This is a genomic window from Microtetraspora malaysiensis (genome assembly GCF_050947145.1).
Lineage (GTDB): Bacteria > Actinomycetota > Actinomycetes > Streptosporangiales > Streptosporangiaceae > Microtetraspora_A > Microtetraspora_A malaysiensis.
In genome coordinates this window covers 1,669,085-1,684,185 of record NZ_CP191998.1, presented here as the reverse complement: position 1 = coordinate 1,684,185, position 15,101 = coordinate 1,669,085, and the positions used below count along the sequence as shown (strand labels likewise).

16 protein-coding genes are annotated in these 15,101 nt (G+C 72.8%); 1 reads left to right on the top strand and 15 read right to left on the bottom strand.

Translation table 11 applies throughout. From position 1 onward, the window contains the following. Positions 1-28: 28 nt before the first annotated feature. The 3 genes from ACQP1V_RS08315 to ACQP1V_RS08305 form a co-directional block, all read right to left on the bottom strand. On the bottom strand, positions 29-1,948 hold the full coding sequence (locus tag ACQP1V_RS08315; RefSeq protein WP_433420513.1) for an acetoacetate--CoA ligase: 1,920 nt from the start codon (positions 1,946-1,948) through the stop codon (positions 29-31). 62 nt (positions 1,949-2,010) lie between these two features. Beyond that, positions 2,011-2,904 carry a serine hydrolase gene (locus ACQP1V_RS08310; RefSeq protein WP_433420510.1) on the bottom strand — a complete coding sequence of 298 codons (894 nt, stop codon included), beginning with the start codon at positions 2,902-2,904 and terminating at the stop codon, positions 2,011-2,013. Further along, on the bottom strand, positions 2,901-3,848 hold the full coding sequence (locus tag ACQP1V_RS08305) for a LysR substrate-binding domain-containing protein (RefSeq protein WP_433420507.1): 948 nt from the start codon (positions 3,846-3,848) through the stop codon (positions 2,901-2,903). Before ACQP1V_RS08305 ends, ACQP1V_RS08310 begins: the two co-directional genes overlap by 4 nt. A 131-nt stretch (positions 3,849-3,979) precedes the next feature. On the opposite strand from ACQP1V_RS08305, the gene ACQP1V_RS08300 reads away from it, so the two are divergent. Next, positions 3,980-5,554, top strand: coding sequence for a penicillin-binding transpeptidase domain-containing protein (locus tag ACQP1V_RS08300; protein WP_433420504.1), 1,575 nt, complete (start codon positions 3,980-3,982; stop codon positions 5,552-5,554). Here ACQP1V_RS08300 and ACQP1V_RS08295 read toward each other — a convergent pair. The 12 genes from ACQP1V_RS08295 to ACQP1V_RS08240 form a co-directional block, all read right to left on the bottom strand. Then, positions 5,541-6,242, bottom strand: a complete 702-nt coding sequence (locus ACQP1V_RS08295; protein ID WP_433425781.1) for an HAD family hydrolase — start codon at positions 6,240-6,242, stop codon at positions 5,541-5,543. The two genes, ACQP1V_RS08300 and ACQP1V_RS08295, sit on opposite strands and share 14 nt — an antisense overlap. Positions 6,243-6,273: 31 nt before the next feature. Next, entirely contained in the window at positions 6,274-6,906 is a 633-nt protein-coding gene (locus ACQP1V_RS08290) for an HAD family hydrolase (RefSeq protein WP_433420502.1), read from the bottom strand. Then, positions 6,903-7,208: a hypothetical protein gene (locus tag ACQP1V_RS08285; protein ID WP_433420499.1), complete on the bottom strand. Its 306-nt coding sequence runs from the start codon at positions 7,206-7,208 to the stop codon at positions 6,903-6,905. The genes ACQP1V_RS08290 and ACQP1V_RS08285 overlap by 4 nt, the downstream gene beginning before the upstream one ends. A 108-nt stretch (positions 7,209-7,316) precedes the next feature. Beyond that, positions 7,317-7,943: a DUF4232 domain-containing protein gene (locus tag ACQP1V_RS08280; protein ID WP_433420496.1), complete on the bottom strand. Its 627-nt coding sequence runs from the start codon at positions 7,941-7,943 to the stop codon at positions 7,317-7,319. Positions 7,944-8,255: 312 nt separating this feature from the next. Continuing rightward, on the bottom strand, positions 8,256-8,831 hold the full coding sequence (locus ACQP1V_RS08275; protein ID WP_433420494.1) for a DUF6912 family protein: 576 nt from the start codon (positions 8,829-8,831) through the stop codon (positions 8,256-8,258). Between the two features lie 21 nt (positions 8,832-8,852). Continuing rightward, positions 8,853-9,494: an HAD family hydrolase gene (locus ACQP1V_RS08270; protein WP_387408502.1), complete on the bottom strand. Its 642-nt coding sequence runs from the start codon at positions 9,492-9,494 to the stop codon at positions 8,853-8,855. 39 nt (positions 9,495-9,533) lie between these two features. Beyond that, positions 9,534-10,889 carry a beta-N-acetylhexosaminidase gene (gene nagZ, locus ACQP1V_RS08265; RefSeq protein ID WP_433420491.1) on the bottom strand — a complete coding sequence of 452 codons (1,356 nt, stop codon included), beginning with the start codon at positions 10,887-10,889 and terminating at the stop codon, positions 9,534-9,536. A gap of 63 nt (positions 10,890-10,952) precedes the next feature. Beyond that, entirely contained in the window at positions 10,953-12,641 is a 1,689-nt protein-coding gene (gene ptsP, locus ACQP1V_RS08260; RefSeq protein ID WP_433420488.1) for a phosphoenolpyruvate--protein phosphotransferase, read from the bottom strand. Between the two features lie 2 nt (positions 12,642-12,643). Further along, entirely contained in the window at positions 12,644-12,901 is a 258-nt protein-coding gene (locus ACQP1V_RS08255; protein WP_067129293.1) for an HPr family phosphocarrier protein, read from the bottom strand. A 254-nt stretch (positions 12,902-13,155) separates the two neighbouring features. Continuing rightward, positions 13,156-13,602 (bottom strand): PTS sugar transporter subunit IIA, encoded by a 447-nt coding sequence (locus tag ACQP1V_RS08250; RefSeq protein ID WP_067130336.1) that lies wholly within the window; start codon positions 13,600-13,602, stop codon positions 13,156-13,158. A gap of 33 nt (positions 13,603-13,635) precedes the next feature. Beyond that, complete coding sequence (locus ACQP1V_RS08245; RefSeq protein ID WP_067129296.1) at positions 13,636-13,872, bottom strand: glucose PTS transporter subunit EIIB; 237 nt, start codon at positions 13,870-13,872, stop codon at positions 13,636-13,638. 34 nt (positions 13,873-13,906) lie between these two features. Then, the gene (locus ACQP1V_RS08240; protein WP_387408499.1) at positions 13,907-14,941 is read right to left on the bottom strand and encodes an SIS domain-containing protein; all 1,035 of its coding nucleotides are present in this window, start codon (positions 14,939-14,941) and stop codon (positions 13,907-13,909) included. Between the last annotated feature and the right edge of the window lie 160 nt (positions 14,942-15,101).

Below are 15,101 nucleotides of genomic sequence, written 5' to 3'. Positions count from 1 at the left end.
CTTATAAGGATGCTCATCGGTCAGGCGGTCAGGGTTTCGGCACGAAGTGGGTGAGGACCTCGGGATTGGCCATCGCGTCGCGGTTGGCGGCCTTCTCGACCGGGGTGCCAAGCAGGATCTTCCGTACCGGGACCTCCAGCTTCTTGCCGGAGAGCGTCCGCGGGATGCCGGGGACCCGATGGAACTCGTCCGGCACGTGGCGGGGGGACAGCTCGGTGCGCAGCGCCCCGCGCAGCCGCGCGACCAGGTCCTCGGTCAGCTCCGCGCCCGCCGCAAGGGTGACGTACAGCAGCAGCCGCCCGTCCTGGCCGAGCTGCCCGGTGTCGATCACCAGGCTGTCCTCGATCTCCTCGAACCGCTCGACGACCCGGTAGAACTCGCTGGTCCCCATGCGGACGCCGCCGCGGTTGAGGGTGGAGTCGGAGCGGCCGTAGATCACGCATCCGCCGTCCGGAAGGATCTTGATCCAGTCACCGTGCCGCCAGACGCCCGGGTAGTCGGCGAAGTACGACTCGCGGTAACGGTCGCCGGACGGGTCGTTCCAGAACATGACCGGCATGGACGGCATGGGCGTGGTCACCACGAGCTCGCCCACCTCGCCGACGACCGGGTTCCCGGCCGCGTCGAAGGACTCGACCCGGGCGCCCAGGCAGCGGCACGGGATCACACCCGCCCGGATCGGCAGCAGCGGCGTCGCGCCCACGAAGCCCGTGCAGACGTCCGTGCCGCCGGAGAACGACCCGAGCTGCACGTCCGGCTTCACGTCCGCGTAGACCCACGCGAAGCCCTCGGGCGGCAGCGGCGACCCGGTCGAGCCGATCCCCCGCAGCCGCTCCAGCCCGGACGGCCGCAGGCCCGCCTTCATCGAGGCCACGATGTACGGCGCGCCGGTGCCGAAGTAGGTGACGCCCTCGTGCGCGGCCAGCTCCCACAGCGCCCCGGTGTCCGGGTGGGCGGCGCTGCCGTCGTACAGGACGACGGTGGCGCCCACGAGGAGGCCGCCGATGAGGAAGTTCCACATCATCCAGCCGGTGGTGGTGTACCAGAAGAACACGTCGCCCTCGCCCAGGTCCTGGTGGAAGCTGAGCGCCTTGAGGTGTTCGAGCACGATGCCGCCGTGGCCGTGCACGATCGGCTTGGGCAGCCCGGTGGTGCCGGAGGAGTAGAGCACCCACAGCGGGTGGCCGAAGGGGACCCGATCGAACGCGGGCTCGGCCGCCTCGGCGCGCAGCGCCTCCCAGTCCAGCTCCTCGCCGGCGACGACGTCCGCGGCGGGGACCGAGGGGATCCACACCGTCGCGGCCAGGCTGGGCAGCTTGGCCGCGATGTCGCGTACGACGTCCGCCCGGCCGAACTCCTTGCCGTTGTAGCGGTAGCCGTTCACGGCGATGAGCACCTTCGGCTCGATCTGGGTGAACCGGTCGATGACGCTGGGCGCCCCGAAGTCGGGCGAGCAGGACGACCAGATCGCGCCCAGCGACGCCGTGGCCAGGAACGCGATCAGCGCTTCCGGGATGTTCGGCACATATCCGGCGACTCGGTCGCCGCGCCCCACGCCGAGCCGGATCAGGCCCGCCCGGACCCGGCCCACCTCGGCGCGCAGCTCACCCAGCGTGTACGTCCGCCTGTTTCCGGATTCATCACGAAATATCACGGCAAGGCGGTCGGGGTCGCCGCGCAGCGCGTTCTCGGCGTAGTTGAGGGTCGTGCCCTCGAACCAGGTGACGTCGGGCATCGTCCCGCTGAGGACCGGCCCGTCGCCCCGGTCGCCAACCACGGCGAAGTAGTCCCAGATCGACGTCCAGAACTCGGCCGGAGACTCGACCGACCACTGCCATATGTCCTGGTAGTCACCCTTCCTGCCGAGCCACTCGGCGTAGCGGGTGATCTTTGCGTTGCGCACGACCTCCGCGGTGGGTTCCCACAGCAGAGCACCTTCCTCGACCATGCCCCCATCCTGACGAGGCCGGCCCGCCGTGTCACCATCTCCGCCCACATACGACAGACCCGTCATATGGTGCCCGCCCCCATGAACCGCGACCGCAGATGATCCACCGCGACCCGCGCGGCGGTCCCGATCGCCGCGTCCGCGCGCGGCTGGTTCTGGGCGGTGCCGATCGACCGGGTGAACACGGCGATGGCGTACCGGCCGCCATCGGGGTACTCGATGACACCCACCTCGTTCCTGACCGTCGGCAGCGTCCCGGTCTTGCCGCTGACCGCCACGTCGTCGTACGGGAAGCCGGAGGCGAGCCGGTGCGGCCACACCTGCAGACCCATCAGCCGGCGCACGGCGGCGCACGCGGCGGGCCCGGCGGCCTCGTCCCGCCAGATCATGCCGAGCAGCCGGGTCATGTCCCGGCACGTGCTGCGGCTGGTCCTGGCCGGGTCGAGCACGCGGAGCCGGGAGAGCACGGCGGGATCGGTGGTCATCTGGGAGAGCTCGGCCATGTCCGCCGCCCCCGCGTCCTCCCGCATCGCCGTGAACAGATCGGCGCACGAGTGCTCGACCCACGTGCGGGGCAGACCGAGGTCCGCGAGCGTGGCGTTGACCTCGCCGAGGCCGATCCGCGCGAGCAGCGTGTCCGCCGACGCGTTGTCACTCACGCTGATCGTGAGGTAGGCGAGGTCCCTGAGCGAGGCCGTGACCTCGTCCAGCATGGCCGAGACGCCGGTGCCGCCCCCGGGACGCCCCTCAGGGGACACCGTGACCCGTTCCGCCGGGTCGACCAGCCCGCGCTCCGCCTGCCGGTAGAACGCGACCAGCAGCGGCACCTTGAACACCGAGGCCAGCACGACCGGCTCGTCGGCGCCCAGGCCGACCTCGCGGCCGGTGTCGATGTCCACCGCGTGCAACCACCCGGTGACCCCCGCCGTACGGAAGATCTGTTCGAGCTGCTTCACGAGAGGAACCCCGTGGCGGGACGGGGGGCCACCCACGTGCGCGGCGGCGCGCCTTCGTCGGACATCCCCGCATCATCCCGCAGAACGCGTGTCGTGAGATCGGCGAACCCCGCCACATGCTCGGACGGCTCGCCACGCCAGGCGGTGGAGATCCGCCAGGCCAGCGGAGAGCCCACCAGCGGGCGCCAGACCACCCCGGGCACGTCCGCGCGCTGCCCGAGCGCGACCGCGGTCCCGGCGAGGACGAGCCCGATCGTGAACTGGCCGTGGACGGCGTGCCGGACCTCGGCCGGGACGAAACCGTGCCGCCGGCAGCCGGCCAGGGTCTCGTCGTGCAGGCCGGGTTCGAGCGCGCGCGGCGGCAGCACGAGCTCGCGCCCGGCCAGGTCGGCCAGGTGCACCGTGGCCAGCGTGGCCAGCTCGTCCTCCTCGCGCAGCAGCACCCCCGGGTGCTGGACCAGGACGGGGCCGAAGCCGAGTCCCGACGCCGCCACGGGATGCCGCAGCACGCCCAGGTCGAGCTCGCCGCCGAGCAGCGCGTCCACCTGGTCCGACGTGCCCATCTCGGTCGGTATGAGCCGTACGTCGGGGTTGCCGCTGCGGAACCGGGCGATCAGCGCGGCGAGCACCGACGCGCCCAGGTCGGGCGGGACGGCGGCGCGCAGGCTCGTCGTGTCGCCCCGCACAGTCCGCGCCATCAGTTCCCTGATCCGCTCGGCCCGGGCCACGAGCTCGCGCGCCTCGGGCAGCAGCAGCCGCCCGGCGCCGGTGAGTCTGACCTGGCGACTGGTCCGGTCGAACAGCCGGACGCCCAGCTCGTCCTCCAGCCGCTTGACCCGCTGGCTGAGCGGGGGCTGCGCCATGCCGAGCCGGGCCGCCGCGTTGCCGAAGTGCAGTTCCTCGGCGATGACGACGAAGTACCTCAGGTGCCGTACGAGGTCCATGGGCTGTGATGATATCCGAATCAATATCAATGTGAAACCGATATCACTATTGGACACGAACGCCGAGGTCTGGTCCTCTTGCCTGCACGGACACACAAGGGGGAAATGTGCCGGAATTTACGGAACGTAGAGTGCAGCGACACCAGGTGAAGAAGCGGCGCCGGTGGCCGTTCGTGACGGCCGCCGCGCTCGTACCGGTCCTGGCGGCCGGCGGCGCGGTCTGGGCGCTGCGCACCACGGGGTCGCCCGAGGAGACCGCGGCGTCCTTCCTCGCCGCCTGGTCCAGATCCGACTACGCGGCGATGCGCGCGCTGACCGCCGACCCGCCCGCCGAATTCGAGCGCACGTACAAGGACTTCCGCGCCACCCTGAAACCCACCTCCGCCCGGTTCGCCGCGAAGGGGAAGGCCCGCGCGAACGACGACGGGAGCGAGTCCGTACGGTTCCGCGCGGTGCTCGACGCGGCGGTGGACTTCTCCTACGACGGCCGGCTGCGGCTGGTGGAGCGCGACCGCGCCTGGCGGGTGGCGTGGACGCCGGCTGCGCTGCATCCCGGCCTCGCCGGCGGCGGCAGGTTCCGGGTCACCTCCGCCGAACCGGATCCCGCGCCGATCACGGCGGCCGACGGCACCAGGATCGACACCCCGGACACGCCCGGTTCGGTCCAGCAACTCGTCGAGGCGCTCAAGGAGCGGTACGGCCCCCGCCTCGCCGGAACCCCGTCCGCCCGGGTGGACCTCGTCGGCGCGGACGGCGTGGCCCAGCCCGTCGCCGCCGCCGAGAAGTCGCCGGGGAAGGCGCTCAAGACCACGATCGACCTGGGCGTCCACCGGGCCGGGGCCCAGGCCCTGGAGCAGGTGTCCAAGCCCGCGTCGCTCGTCGCGCTGCGACCCTCGACCGGCGAGATCCTCGCCGTCGTGAACAAGCCGGGCGGCTTCAACCGCGCGCTGCTCGGCACCTACCCGCCCGGATCGACGTTCAAGGTCGTCACCGCGTCGGCGCTCGTCGCCGACGGCATGAGCGCCACCGAGACTGTGAAGTGCCCGGCGGAGCAGACGATCGGCGGCTACACCTTCCACAACTCCCACTTCGAGGACTTCGGCACGATCCCGCTGCTGGCGGCCTTCGCCCACTCGTGCAACACGACGTTCGGCGACCTCGCCGTCAGCCGTCTCGGCGCGAAGCGGATGAGCGCGGTCGCCTCCGGCTTCGGCTTCGGGCTGCCGATCCAGCCCGGCGTGCCCGCCGTCCGCGCGCAGTTCCCCGCCCCCGAGGACGCGACCGACCTCGCCTCAGCGGCGATCGGCCAGGGCAGGGTGCTGGCGAGCCCGCTCAACATGGCCGCCGTCGCCGCCGCCATCGCGGACGGCACCTGGCGACCGCCGCGGCTCGTGCCCGCCGACCTCGTCCCGTCCGGCGGCTCCGGCCCGCGCGAGCTGGAGCCGGGCGTGGTTCGCGCGCTGCGCCGCCTCATGCCGGCCGTCGTCTCCGAGGGCACCGCCCGGGGCGTCGCCTTCCCCGCCGGCACGGCCGGCAAGACCGGCACCGCCGAGTACGGCTCGGGCAAGGAGCCTCCATCGCACTCGTGGTTCATCGGCTACCGGGGCGACCTGGCGTTCGCCGTCATCGTCGAGGGCGGCGGCATGGGCGCCGCCGTGGCCGCGCCCGCCGCGGCTCGCTTCCTGAGCGGCCTCAGCGGCCGGTGAGACGGGCGACGGCCGCCACGACCTCCGAGGCGTTGGACAGGTCGGGCAGGACGATGTCCGCCCCCGCCTCACGCAGCTCGGCGGCGGTGGACCGGCCCGACGCGACCGCGATCATCGCCGCGCCGCCGATGCGGGCGGCCTGCACGTCCCGGGTCGAGTCGCCGATCAGCACCGTGTTCGCGGAGGTGAACGCCCCGCCGTACCGCTCCTTGGCCCGGCCCTGGGCCACCTGGAGCAGCGTGGCCTTGGGATAGACCTCCTCGCCGTACCCCCCGACTTCGAAGTCGATCGCCTTGTCCAGCTTGAACGCCGTCAGCTTGTGGACCGCGTTGCTCCGGATCGTCCCGGTGAGGACCGACTGGATCACGCCGTCGAGCCGGGACACCGCCTTGAGCGCGTCCTTCGCGCCGGGCATCGCCCGTCCCTCGGTGGTCAGCCGCTTGCGCTTCGCGGCGAAGCTGACCGCCAGCGCGTCGAGGAACTTGGGCAGGTGATGGTCCTCCACCGCGATGCCGTTGACGGCCAGCGTCTCGAAGACGATCTCGGAGTCGGGACGGCCCATCGCCGGGGCGAGCTTCACCAGCGGCCGCCCGGTCACCATGCGGAACGCGTCGGCGTACGCCTCCCGGGTGACGATGGTGACGTCGACCAGGGTGAGATCGACGTTCCAGAGAACGAGGCGGTTGATCGTGGCCTCCGAAGGGGGACGCGGGCCGGGTTCAGATCAGGTCGAGGGCGTTCGCGAGCGAGTCGACGACGGGGACGCCGACGGCGCCCAGCTCGGCGCGGCTGCTCATGCCGCCCGTGTAGAGGATGGCCCGCGCGCCGACATGCTGGGCGGCGTACGCGTCGTCCACGCTGTCGCCGATCACGACGACCTTCTCCGGGTCGACGCCGAGGGCCAGGACGTGCGCGGCCATGTGCTCGGCCTTGGGCCCGCCGGCGGCGGCGCGCAGGCCGTCCACCCGGCTGAAGTGCCGGTCGATGCCCATCTCGCCGATCTTGGGCACCAGCCGCTCGTGCGTCCACATCGACAGCAGCGACTGAGTCCGCCCGGCGTCCTCCCACTCCTGGAGGCAGGTCAGGGCGCCGTCGGCCAGCCCGCAGGCGAGCATCAGGCGGTGGTAGTGGTCGTGGAACCCCTCGTCGAGAAGCTCCCACTCGCCGTCGCGGAGCGACCTGCCGAGCATCCGCTCGTACGCCACCCAGATGGGGCGGGTGTAGACGGCGCGGAAGCCGTCGGGGTCGAAGGGGCCGACGCCATACGGGCGGAAGACCTCGTTGGTCGCGCCCACCACGGCATCGATGTCGTGAAACAGCGTGCCGTTCCAGTCCCAAACAATGTGTGTCATATCAACATGGATGATATCCAGCCACGCGTCGAGCGGCGGCCGTACGCACCCGACCCAGCGTCATCGAGTGCGGCACCTACCTCCTCACCCACGTGCAGCAGGTAGCCGAGGTCAAGGGCGTGCTCTCCCCGGCCCCGGCCGGGGCTCAGTACTCGGCTGCGGCCGGAGCCCAGGACGTGCCGCTGTGGAAGCAGAGTCGAGGTGCTGACGTACAGCCGGGTGGCCAGGGCGCCGTAGCTGCGGCCCGAACGCTCCTTGAGCTCGCGCAGCATCGCCGCGAACTCCTCGCGCTCCACACCCATGTGCTGCCCTTCCCCCACCTCGGCCCGGCCCGGGATGCCGTCGATCCGCGGATCACGGTACCGACACCCCGGGCGAAGGCCCGACGCAGGGGAGCGCAGCGGGGCAGGTCAGCTCCGGCCGACGGTGGCCGTGGAGGCGGCCGCGTCGGCGACGTTACCGCGGTACAGGCCGAGCTTCGGCTTTCCCACCTTCGCGCCGGGGCCGAGCGGGAAGTTCTGGGTGTCGGAGTTGGGCATCCGGTCGTCGGGCAGGATGTTCAGCTCGTTCACGTCGGCCGCGCTGCCGCCGCCGGGGTTGAGGTCGACCACCGCGTACGCCTTCTGACCGGGCGCCACCGGGTAGGCCGGGGGACCGCCCAGCTCGCCCGGCACCAGCGGCGTGAGGTCCTTGCTGTGGTCGGCGGCGCGCGAGTTGCCCAGGCTGACGAGCGGGTAGTAGCTCAGGCCGCAGGCGGTGGTGCCCTGGTTGCGCACCTCGATCACCCGCTGGTTGGGCGCCTCGGCCCGGGCGGTCATCTTGACGGCCAGCTTCTTGGCCTCGCAGGGGTGGGAGTAGGCGTAGGCCTCACTGCCACCGGCCTTGCCCCCGCCGCCCGCGGTGGTGGCAGCGGCAGACTGGGAGAGCTTCGCAGGCTGCGCCTCGCCGCCGTCGTCGCCGGACTGACAGGCGGTCAGGGTGAGGGTGGCGCCCAGGGCGAGAGCGGCCGGGACTAACAGGGCATGGCGAGCGGACATGGTGGTTCCCCCGTAACGGATGTGGGTGAAGGAGTGGACCGGGCGGCGGGCCATCGACGCCGACCGCCGAGAACCACTTTGGCCCGCGGTCCGTCCCGTCCGCAGCCTTTCCTGGAAAAGTCGGGACACTGGAACGGTCCCACCCCTTCTGACCTGCGGTTTCATACCCGCTTGGAATGGCCTTCCGGAACGTCCTGGGGCCGTTCGGGCCGCTGGGAGCCGGCAGAACAGCATCGGCGCCGCTCGACACGCGACACCGACGCAGGAGCGCTCCGCTCCCTCGACCCCGGGGAACGTTTGGCGGACAGCGACCTAAACCAGCAGGTCGGGGATCTCCTGGGTCGCGTACCACATCAGCTCGTGGGCCTCGGCTTCGTCCACGGCGAACCGGGCGTCGTCGTCCCCCAGGTCGGCGGCGGGCAGCGCCGCGACGGCGGCCTCGACGTCCGGAGCCGCGGCGGCATCGTCCACGTGTGCCGAGGCGATCCGGGACATCGGGACCGGCTCGGTCAGCCGCACCCGCGCCCGCTCGTCCGGATCGGGGCTCATCGCGACCCAGGCGTCCGGCACCTCGGCCGCCAGCACGACCCGCCGAGCCGGCCCCGCGGCCTTGCCCGCCCCGGCCGACTCCGCCCCGATCTGCTCTGTACCGCCCGGCCCGGTGAGGTCGCCCGCCCGCTCCCCCGCGTCTTCCTCGGCGAGCATCCGCAGCGAGGCCCGCGCCGCCTCGGTCAGGGCGACGTACTCCAGCTCCTCGGTGTCGCCGGAGGTGTACCACTCGACCAGCGCGGGCGTCACCGCGTACCCGGACAGCGGCGCGGGGCCGAGCTCGCCCTGCGCGACCACACGGGCCAGCGCGGAGAGCGTGCACGGGAGATAGACGCGCATGGGAACCTCTCGTCGGTCAGGTCAGGGGCGCAGCGGCAGGCCGAACAGGGCCTCCAGCTCGCCGATGGTGGCGAAGGCGTCGCTGTGGTGGATACCGACCAGCCCGAGCGCCCGGGCCGCGACGATGTTCGCCTCGATGTCGTCGATGAACACGCACTCCTCGGCGGGCAGCCCGACCTGGTCGAGCGCGTGGTGGAAGATGCGCGGCTCGGGCTTGCGCATGCCGACCTCGCCCGAGATGACGATCGCGTCGAACAGCCCGTCCCAGGAGGCACGGGGATAGTCGTTCTCCCAGGAGTTGGACAGCAGGCAGGTGCGGATGCCGGCCGCGCGGGCCCGCCGCAGCATCTCGTTCATCTCCTCGACCGGCTCGAACCCGAGGAACATCCGGGCGAGCAGCCCGTCGGCCACCGGCGGGACGCCGTCGAGGGTCATCAGCCTGGCCGCGAATTCCTGCTCGAAGTCGGTCGCCGAGATCTCACCGCGTTCGAGCGCGTGGATGGCGCTCTCACCGCCGCCCTCGTAGGCGTGCAGGACCAGGTCGCGCATCACGTCCTTGTAGTGCGACGCGTCGATCCGGTCCTGGGCGAGCCAGCCCGCGATCGAGTCGGTGAGGCTCGTGGTGAGCACCCCGCCCCAGTCGATCAGCACTCCCTTGAGCACGACACCTCCTGGTGGAATCTGGTTCAAAAGAATAGAGCGTCAGGGAAGGTTCGCCTCCCGGGCGAGCCGTCGGGCGGCGCTCAGATGGGCCGCCGAGCGCACCGCCGCGGGGTCGGTCGTGACCTTGCCGAACATGCCCCGCTTCGCCTTGAGCCGGAGGATCCGGGTCACCGAGGCGTCCAGGCGGGCGGCCGAGATGCGCCCGGACTTCACCGCCGCGAGGACCGCGCCGTACGCCTTGGGCATGTCCGGCGGCATGAGCAGCACGTCCGCCCCGGCCAGGACGGCGCGCACGGCCACCTCGGCGTCACCGTACTTCTCCCGCACGCCCGCCATGTTGAGCGCGTCGGTGCTGATCACGCCGTCGAAGCCCAGCTCGTCGCGGAGCAACCCGGTCAGGATCGTGCGGGACAGCGTGGCCGGGTCGCCCGAGGGGTCGAGCTTCGGCATGACGACGTGCGCCGACATGATCGCGTCCACACCGTGCGCGATGGCCTCACGGAACGGCGGGGCGTCGAGCTTGCGCCACTGCGCCTTCGTGTGCGAGATCACCGGGAGGCCGGTGTGACTGTCTGTAGAGGTGTCGCCGTGACCGGGGAAGTGTTTGGCGGTCGAGGCGATGCCGGCGGCGTGGAAACCGTCGACCGCCGCGCCCACCATGGTGGCGACCTTGCCGGGGTCGGAGCCGTAGGCCCGGGGCCCGATCACCGGGTTGCGCGGGTTGATGTTGACGTCGGCGACCGGCGCGAAGTCCATCGTGATGCCGAGGGCGCGCAGCTCGGTGCCGGTGAGCCGGGCGGCGGCCCGCGCGTTCGCCGGGTCGCCGGTCGCGCCGATGGCCATCGCCCCCGGGAGTTTGGTGACGACCGCGGAGAGCGGCGAGACCGTGCCGTTCTCCTGGTCCACACCGATCATCAGCGGGACCCGCGACGCCGCGCGCAGCCCGGTGGTCAGCGCGGCGATCTGCCGGGCGTCGGAGACGTTGCCCGCCCACGGGAACATGATCACGCCGCCCGGGCGGTACTTCTTGATCACCTGGATCGGGCTGCCCGCCCCGAACCGCGCGCTGTTCTCCTGGTGCGCCGCGTCGGCGCGTGAGCCGTACACCGCAGGCATGAAGAGCTGACCGACCTTCTCCTCCACGCTCATCCGGGCGAGCGTGGCGGCGACGTCTCCCGTCGCGGCTCCGGTGCCGCCGTCCTCCGCCGCCGCGTCGCCCGCACCGGTCGCCTCCCCGGACGGCGTCCCCTCCGGGGACGGCGTCGCGCCCGCCTCGCCGGGCGCGGCGGAGGAAGGGGGAGCGGCGGGGGTGGGGCGCGCCGTCTGCTCCGCCTCCACCGCGGAGCAGCCCGCCATCGCGATCACCAGCAGTCCGAGGCCCAGTCGTCGAAACACCCCTTCACCGTATCCGCGCTTCGCACCATCCGTCCCACAGTTATCCACAGGCGCTAGCGCCCCTCAAAGCGACAGATCGGCGAGGGCCGGGAGTTCGGCGCGGGCGGCGGCCCGCGCGGCCGACGCCGTACCGGCCGCGCGCGCGGCGGCCGCGGCCCGGCGGCAGTCGTCCACGGTGTGCCGGGCGAGCGCGGCGCGCACCCGGGGCAGCGCGGACGCGGCCATGGAGAGCGACGTCACGCCCAGACCCACGAACACGCAGGCCAGCGCGGGGTCGGCCGCCGCCTCACCACAGACGCCGCAGTCCCGGCCGGAGCCCCCGGCGGCCGCGGCGGTCAGCGCGACGAGGTCGAGCACGGCGGGATGCCAGGGGTCCTGCAGCCCCGCGAGCGCCCCCGCCTCCCGGTCGGCGGCGAGGGTGTACTGCGTCAGATCGTTCGTCCCGATCGAGAAGAAGCCGGTCACCGCGGCGAGGTCGGCGGCACGCAGAGCGGCCGCGGGGATCTCGATCATCACTCCGGCCGAGGGCAGCCCGGCCGCGCGGCACGCCTCGCCGAACCAGACGGCCTCCTCCGCCGTGGCGACCATCGGCGCCATCACCTGAACCCGCGCCGACGTGCCCTTGGCCGCCCTGGCCAGCGCTTCGAGCTGTGCGGCCAGCACCTCGGGGAAGCGGCGGAACAGCCGCACCCCGCGCTCGCCGAGCGCGGGGTTGGGCTCGGGAGCCGGCGGCGGCAGGAAGTCGAGCGGCTTGTCGGCCCCGGCGTCGAGGACGCGGACGATCACCCGCGAGCCCGAGAACGCCTCGAACACCTCGCGGTAGGCGTCCTGCTGCTCCTCCCAGGTCGGCGGGTCGACCCGGTCCAGGAAGAGGAACTCGGTGCGGAACAGGCCGACCCCCTCCGCGCCCGCCGCCAGCGCGGGCGCGATGTCGGCCGGCCCGCCCACGTTCGCGAGCAGCGGCACGGCGTGGCCGTCGGCGGTGGCGCCGGCCCCCGAGACGGCGGCGAGGAGCGCCGTGCTCTGCTCCGCCGCCCGCACCGCCCGGGCCACCTCGTCCTCGTCCGGCGACAGCCGTACGACGCCGGTCGAGCCGTCGACCAGCAGTGGCGTGCCGGGCGGGATCGCGCCCGCCCCCGCGCAGCCCACGACCGCGGGCACGCCCAGCGCGCGGGCCAGGATCGCGGTGTGGCTGGTCGGCCCGCCCTCCTCGGTCACGAACGCCACGACCGTCGCGGGGTCGAGCAGCACGGTGTCCGCGGGCGCGAGATCCCTGGCCACCAGCACGTACGGCTCGGCGGGGTCGGCGGGCAGGCCCGGCAACGCCAGGCCCTCCAGCGCCGCGACGACCCGGTCCCTGATGTCGTCGAGGTCGGCGGCCCTCGCGGCCAGGTAGCCGCCCGCGGCGGCCAGCAGCTCCCGATATCCGGTGAAAGCGTCGAAGACGGCGCGGGAGGCCGCGACGCCCTGCTCGATCAGCTCGGCCACCCTCGCGGCGAGGTCGGGGTCGCGGGCCATCATGGCCTGCGCGGCGAGGACGTCCCGCGCCTCGCCGCCCGCCTGGTCGCCGCGCGCGGCGAGGTCGGCGGCCACCCGCTCCAGGGCCTGCTCGGCCCGCAGCAGCTCGGCCCGCGCGTCCCCGCCGTGACGCGCGGCCCTGGGCGGCTCGGGGACGTCGCGCACCAGCCGGTGCGCCGGGCCGTAACCGGCGCCCGGGCTCACGCCCAGGCCGGCCAGCCGATCCGCGTGCATGGTCAGGGCGCCGACGCGATGGCGGCGAGCCGGTCCAGGAACTCGTCCGCGCCCTCGGCGTCGGCGCTGATGACGATGGTCTCGCCCTGGCGCACGTCCAGGGCCAGCACCGACAGGATGCTCTTCGCGTTCACCGGCGGGACGCCGAACTTGGCGACGGTGACGTCGAAGGGCGCCTGGGCCGCGGTCTGCACGAACGTCGCGGCGGGACGGGCGTGCAGCCCCACTTCGGACATGACGGTGACCTTACGCTCGGCCACGTTTCCTCCTCTTCTGTCGGGGTTCTCCCAGCGGTTTTCTTGCGGATTCCCCCGGATCGTCGGGGTCTCCCACGCGGATTCTGCTCGCCCCGGGCGGTCCACCGCCAACCGGGCCCCCGTTCGGCACTCATTTACCCGGCGGTCCGGCGTTCACGACCGCTCAGAGCCGCTCCGGAGCCGCGGTGGAACAGCGGACGACCCGCCAGGGCCCCGGCGCCGTCCTGGAATCGCCAGGCCGCTTTCGGGGGCCGCCGTCACGACCAGTGGAACAGCTCGTCGCCCGCGCCCACGCCACCGCGGACCTCGCCGTCGACCTCGCCGGCCGCCGCGTCCAGGGCGACCACCGGGCAGATCGGCGACCGGCCGCCCGCCTCGACCGCGGCCGGATCCCAGAAGACCACCGGCTGACCGGCCCGGACCCGGTCCCCCTCGGCGGCGAGCAGCCGGAAGCCCTCCCCCTTGAGCTGCACGGTGTCGATGCCGAGGTGCACGAGGACGCCCCGGCCGTCGTCCCCCAGGACGATGTAGGCGTGCGCGCGCAGCTTGACGATGGTCCCGCTGATCGGGGCGACGGCCTGGCCGGGCTCGCGCCGGGGGTCGATCGCCGACCCGGGCCCCACCATGGCCTGGGAGAAGACCGGGTCCGGCACGGCCACCAGACCGATCGCCGTCCCCGCCACCGGGGCGAGAACCGCCGTCACCACGCCCCCTCCTGTCCGGCTCGCCCCACGGCGTCAGCCGATGAGCTCCTCGATGTCGCTCGCGATCGTGTCGGCGTCGGGGCCCACCACGACCTGTACGACGTTGCCCGCGAGCATCACGCCGTGGACGCCCGCCGCCCTGAGGGCCGCCTGGTCGACCTTGGAGGCGTCGTACACCTCCGTCCGCAGCCGCGTGATGCACGGCTCGATCTCGATGACGTTGTCCACACCACCGAGCCCAGCGATGATCGCCCGGACATCTGCCGCCATGTCGGTCCTCCTCGAAATGCGTGCTGTGCGCAGGCTAATCCGTCTGCGTGACCTTGTTCAGACCTCGCGGAGCGTCGGGGTCGATGCCCAGCCTGCGGGCGAGCGCCTCGGTGAGGAGCTGGCCGGGGACGATCAGGCCCATGGGCGCCACCCATTCGGGCAGGTCGGGGCCGTTCAGCGCGGCGGTGGCCGCCGCGGCGAGCGCCGTGCCGCCGCCGACGCCGAACGCGGAGGCGCCCGCGCCGGTGACCCGCTCGGCGAGCGCGACCGTGCCGGGCAGCGTCGGCCCCTCGCCGGCCGCGACCAGGATGGCCGGGGTGTCCTCGTCCACGACGGCGATCGGCCCGTGCAGCAGGTCCGCGTACGACAGACCCATCGCGTGCAGGTAGCAGGCCTCCTTCAGCTTGAGCGCGAGTTCGAGCGCGGTGGAGAAGGCGAAGCCCCGGCCGGAGACGACCACGCCGGGCTTGCCGACGAGGCCCTCGACCACGGCGGCCAGGTCGCCGGGGTCGTCGACCAGCTTCTCCACCGCGTCCGGCACCCGCTGCAGGTCGTCGGCGTTCACGTCGGCGCCGACCCCGAGGGCGAGCACCGCGAGCGCGGCGAGCTGCGTGGTGTACGTCTTGGTGGCCGGGACGGCCTTCTCCTCGCCCGCCAGCGTGCAGAGGGCCAGGTCGGCGACCTCGGCCAGCGGCGAGGCGGGGCCGCCGTTGGTGATCGCGACGGTCTTCGCGCCGCAGCTCTTCGCCCAGTCGAGGGTCTCGACGATCTCCTCGGTGCGGCCGGACTGGGACAGGCCCACCGCCAGCACGCCGTCCAGGTCGACCCTGCGGCGATAGGTGGTGGCGATCGACGGAGCGCCGAGCGCGCACATGCGACCGGCGCGGGCCTCGATCAGGTAGCGGCCGTACACCGCCGCGTTGTCCGACGTGCCGCGCGCGACGAACAGCAGGTGCCGGGTCTGCTCGGCGAGTCGCCGCACCTCGTCCACCCGGGGCAGCAGCGCGTCAAGCGTGGCGCGGAGCGCGGCGGGCTGCTCGGCGATCTCGCTGCGCATCTTGGTCGTCATTTGGTGCCATCCTCAAATCTCGGCTTGGCGAGACCTTGCCGTTATCGATCCGTCTCTGGTCCGTACATTGACACACAATTCCCAGCTGTGGTCTAGTCCGGACTAGACCAGCACGAACCATAACCCAACTGAAATGATCAGATCGAGAGGGGAGGGATCA

Bases quoted from the DNA above. Each gene is read 5' to 3' on its own strand.
- ACQP1V_RS08315 (WP_433420513.1), bottom strand. From the start codon at position 1,948: ATGGTCGAGGAAGGTGCTCTGCTGTGGGAACCCACCGCGGAGGTCGTG.
- ACQP1V_RS08305 (WP_433420507.1), bottom strand. From the start codon at position 3,848: ATGGACCTCGTACGGCACCTGAGGTACTTCGTCGTCATCGCCGAGGAA.
- ACQP1V_RS08290 (WP_433420502.1), bottom strand. From the start codon at position 6,906: ATGACACACATTGTTTGGGACTGGAACGGCACGCTGTTTCACGACATC.
- ACQP1V_RS08285 (WP_433420499.1), bottom strand. From the start codon at position 7,208: ATGGGTGTGGAGCGCGAGGAGTTCGCGGCGATGCTGCGCGAGCTCAAG.
- ACQP1V_RS08280 (WP_433420496.1), bottom strand. From the start codon at position 7,943: ATGTCCGCTCGCCATGCCCTGTTAGTCCCGGCCGCTCTCGCCCTGGGC.
- ACQP1V_RS08275 (WP_433420494.1), bottom strand. From the start codon at position 8,831: ATGCGCGTCTATCTCCCGTGCACGCTCTCCGCGCTGGCCCGTGTGGTC.
- ptsP (WP_433420488.1), bottom strand. From the start codon at position 12,641: ATGCACGCGGATCGGCTGGCCGGCCTGGGCGTGAGCCCGGGCGCCGGT.
- ACQP1V_RS08245 (WP_067129296.1), bottom strand. From the start codon at position 13,872: ATGGCGGCAGATGTCCGGGCGATCATCGCTGGGCTCGGTGGTGTGGAC.
- ACQP1V_RS08240 (WP_387408499.1), bottom strand. From the start codon at position 14,941: ATGACGACCAAGATGCGCAGCGAGATCGCCGAGCAGCCCGCCGCGCTC.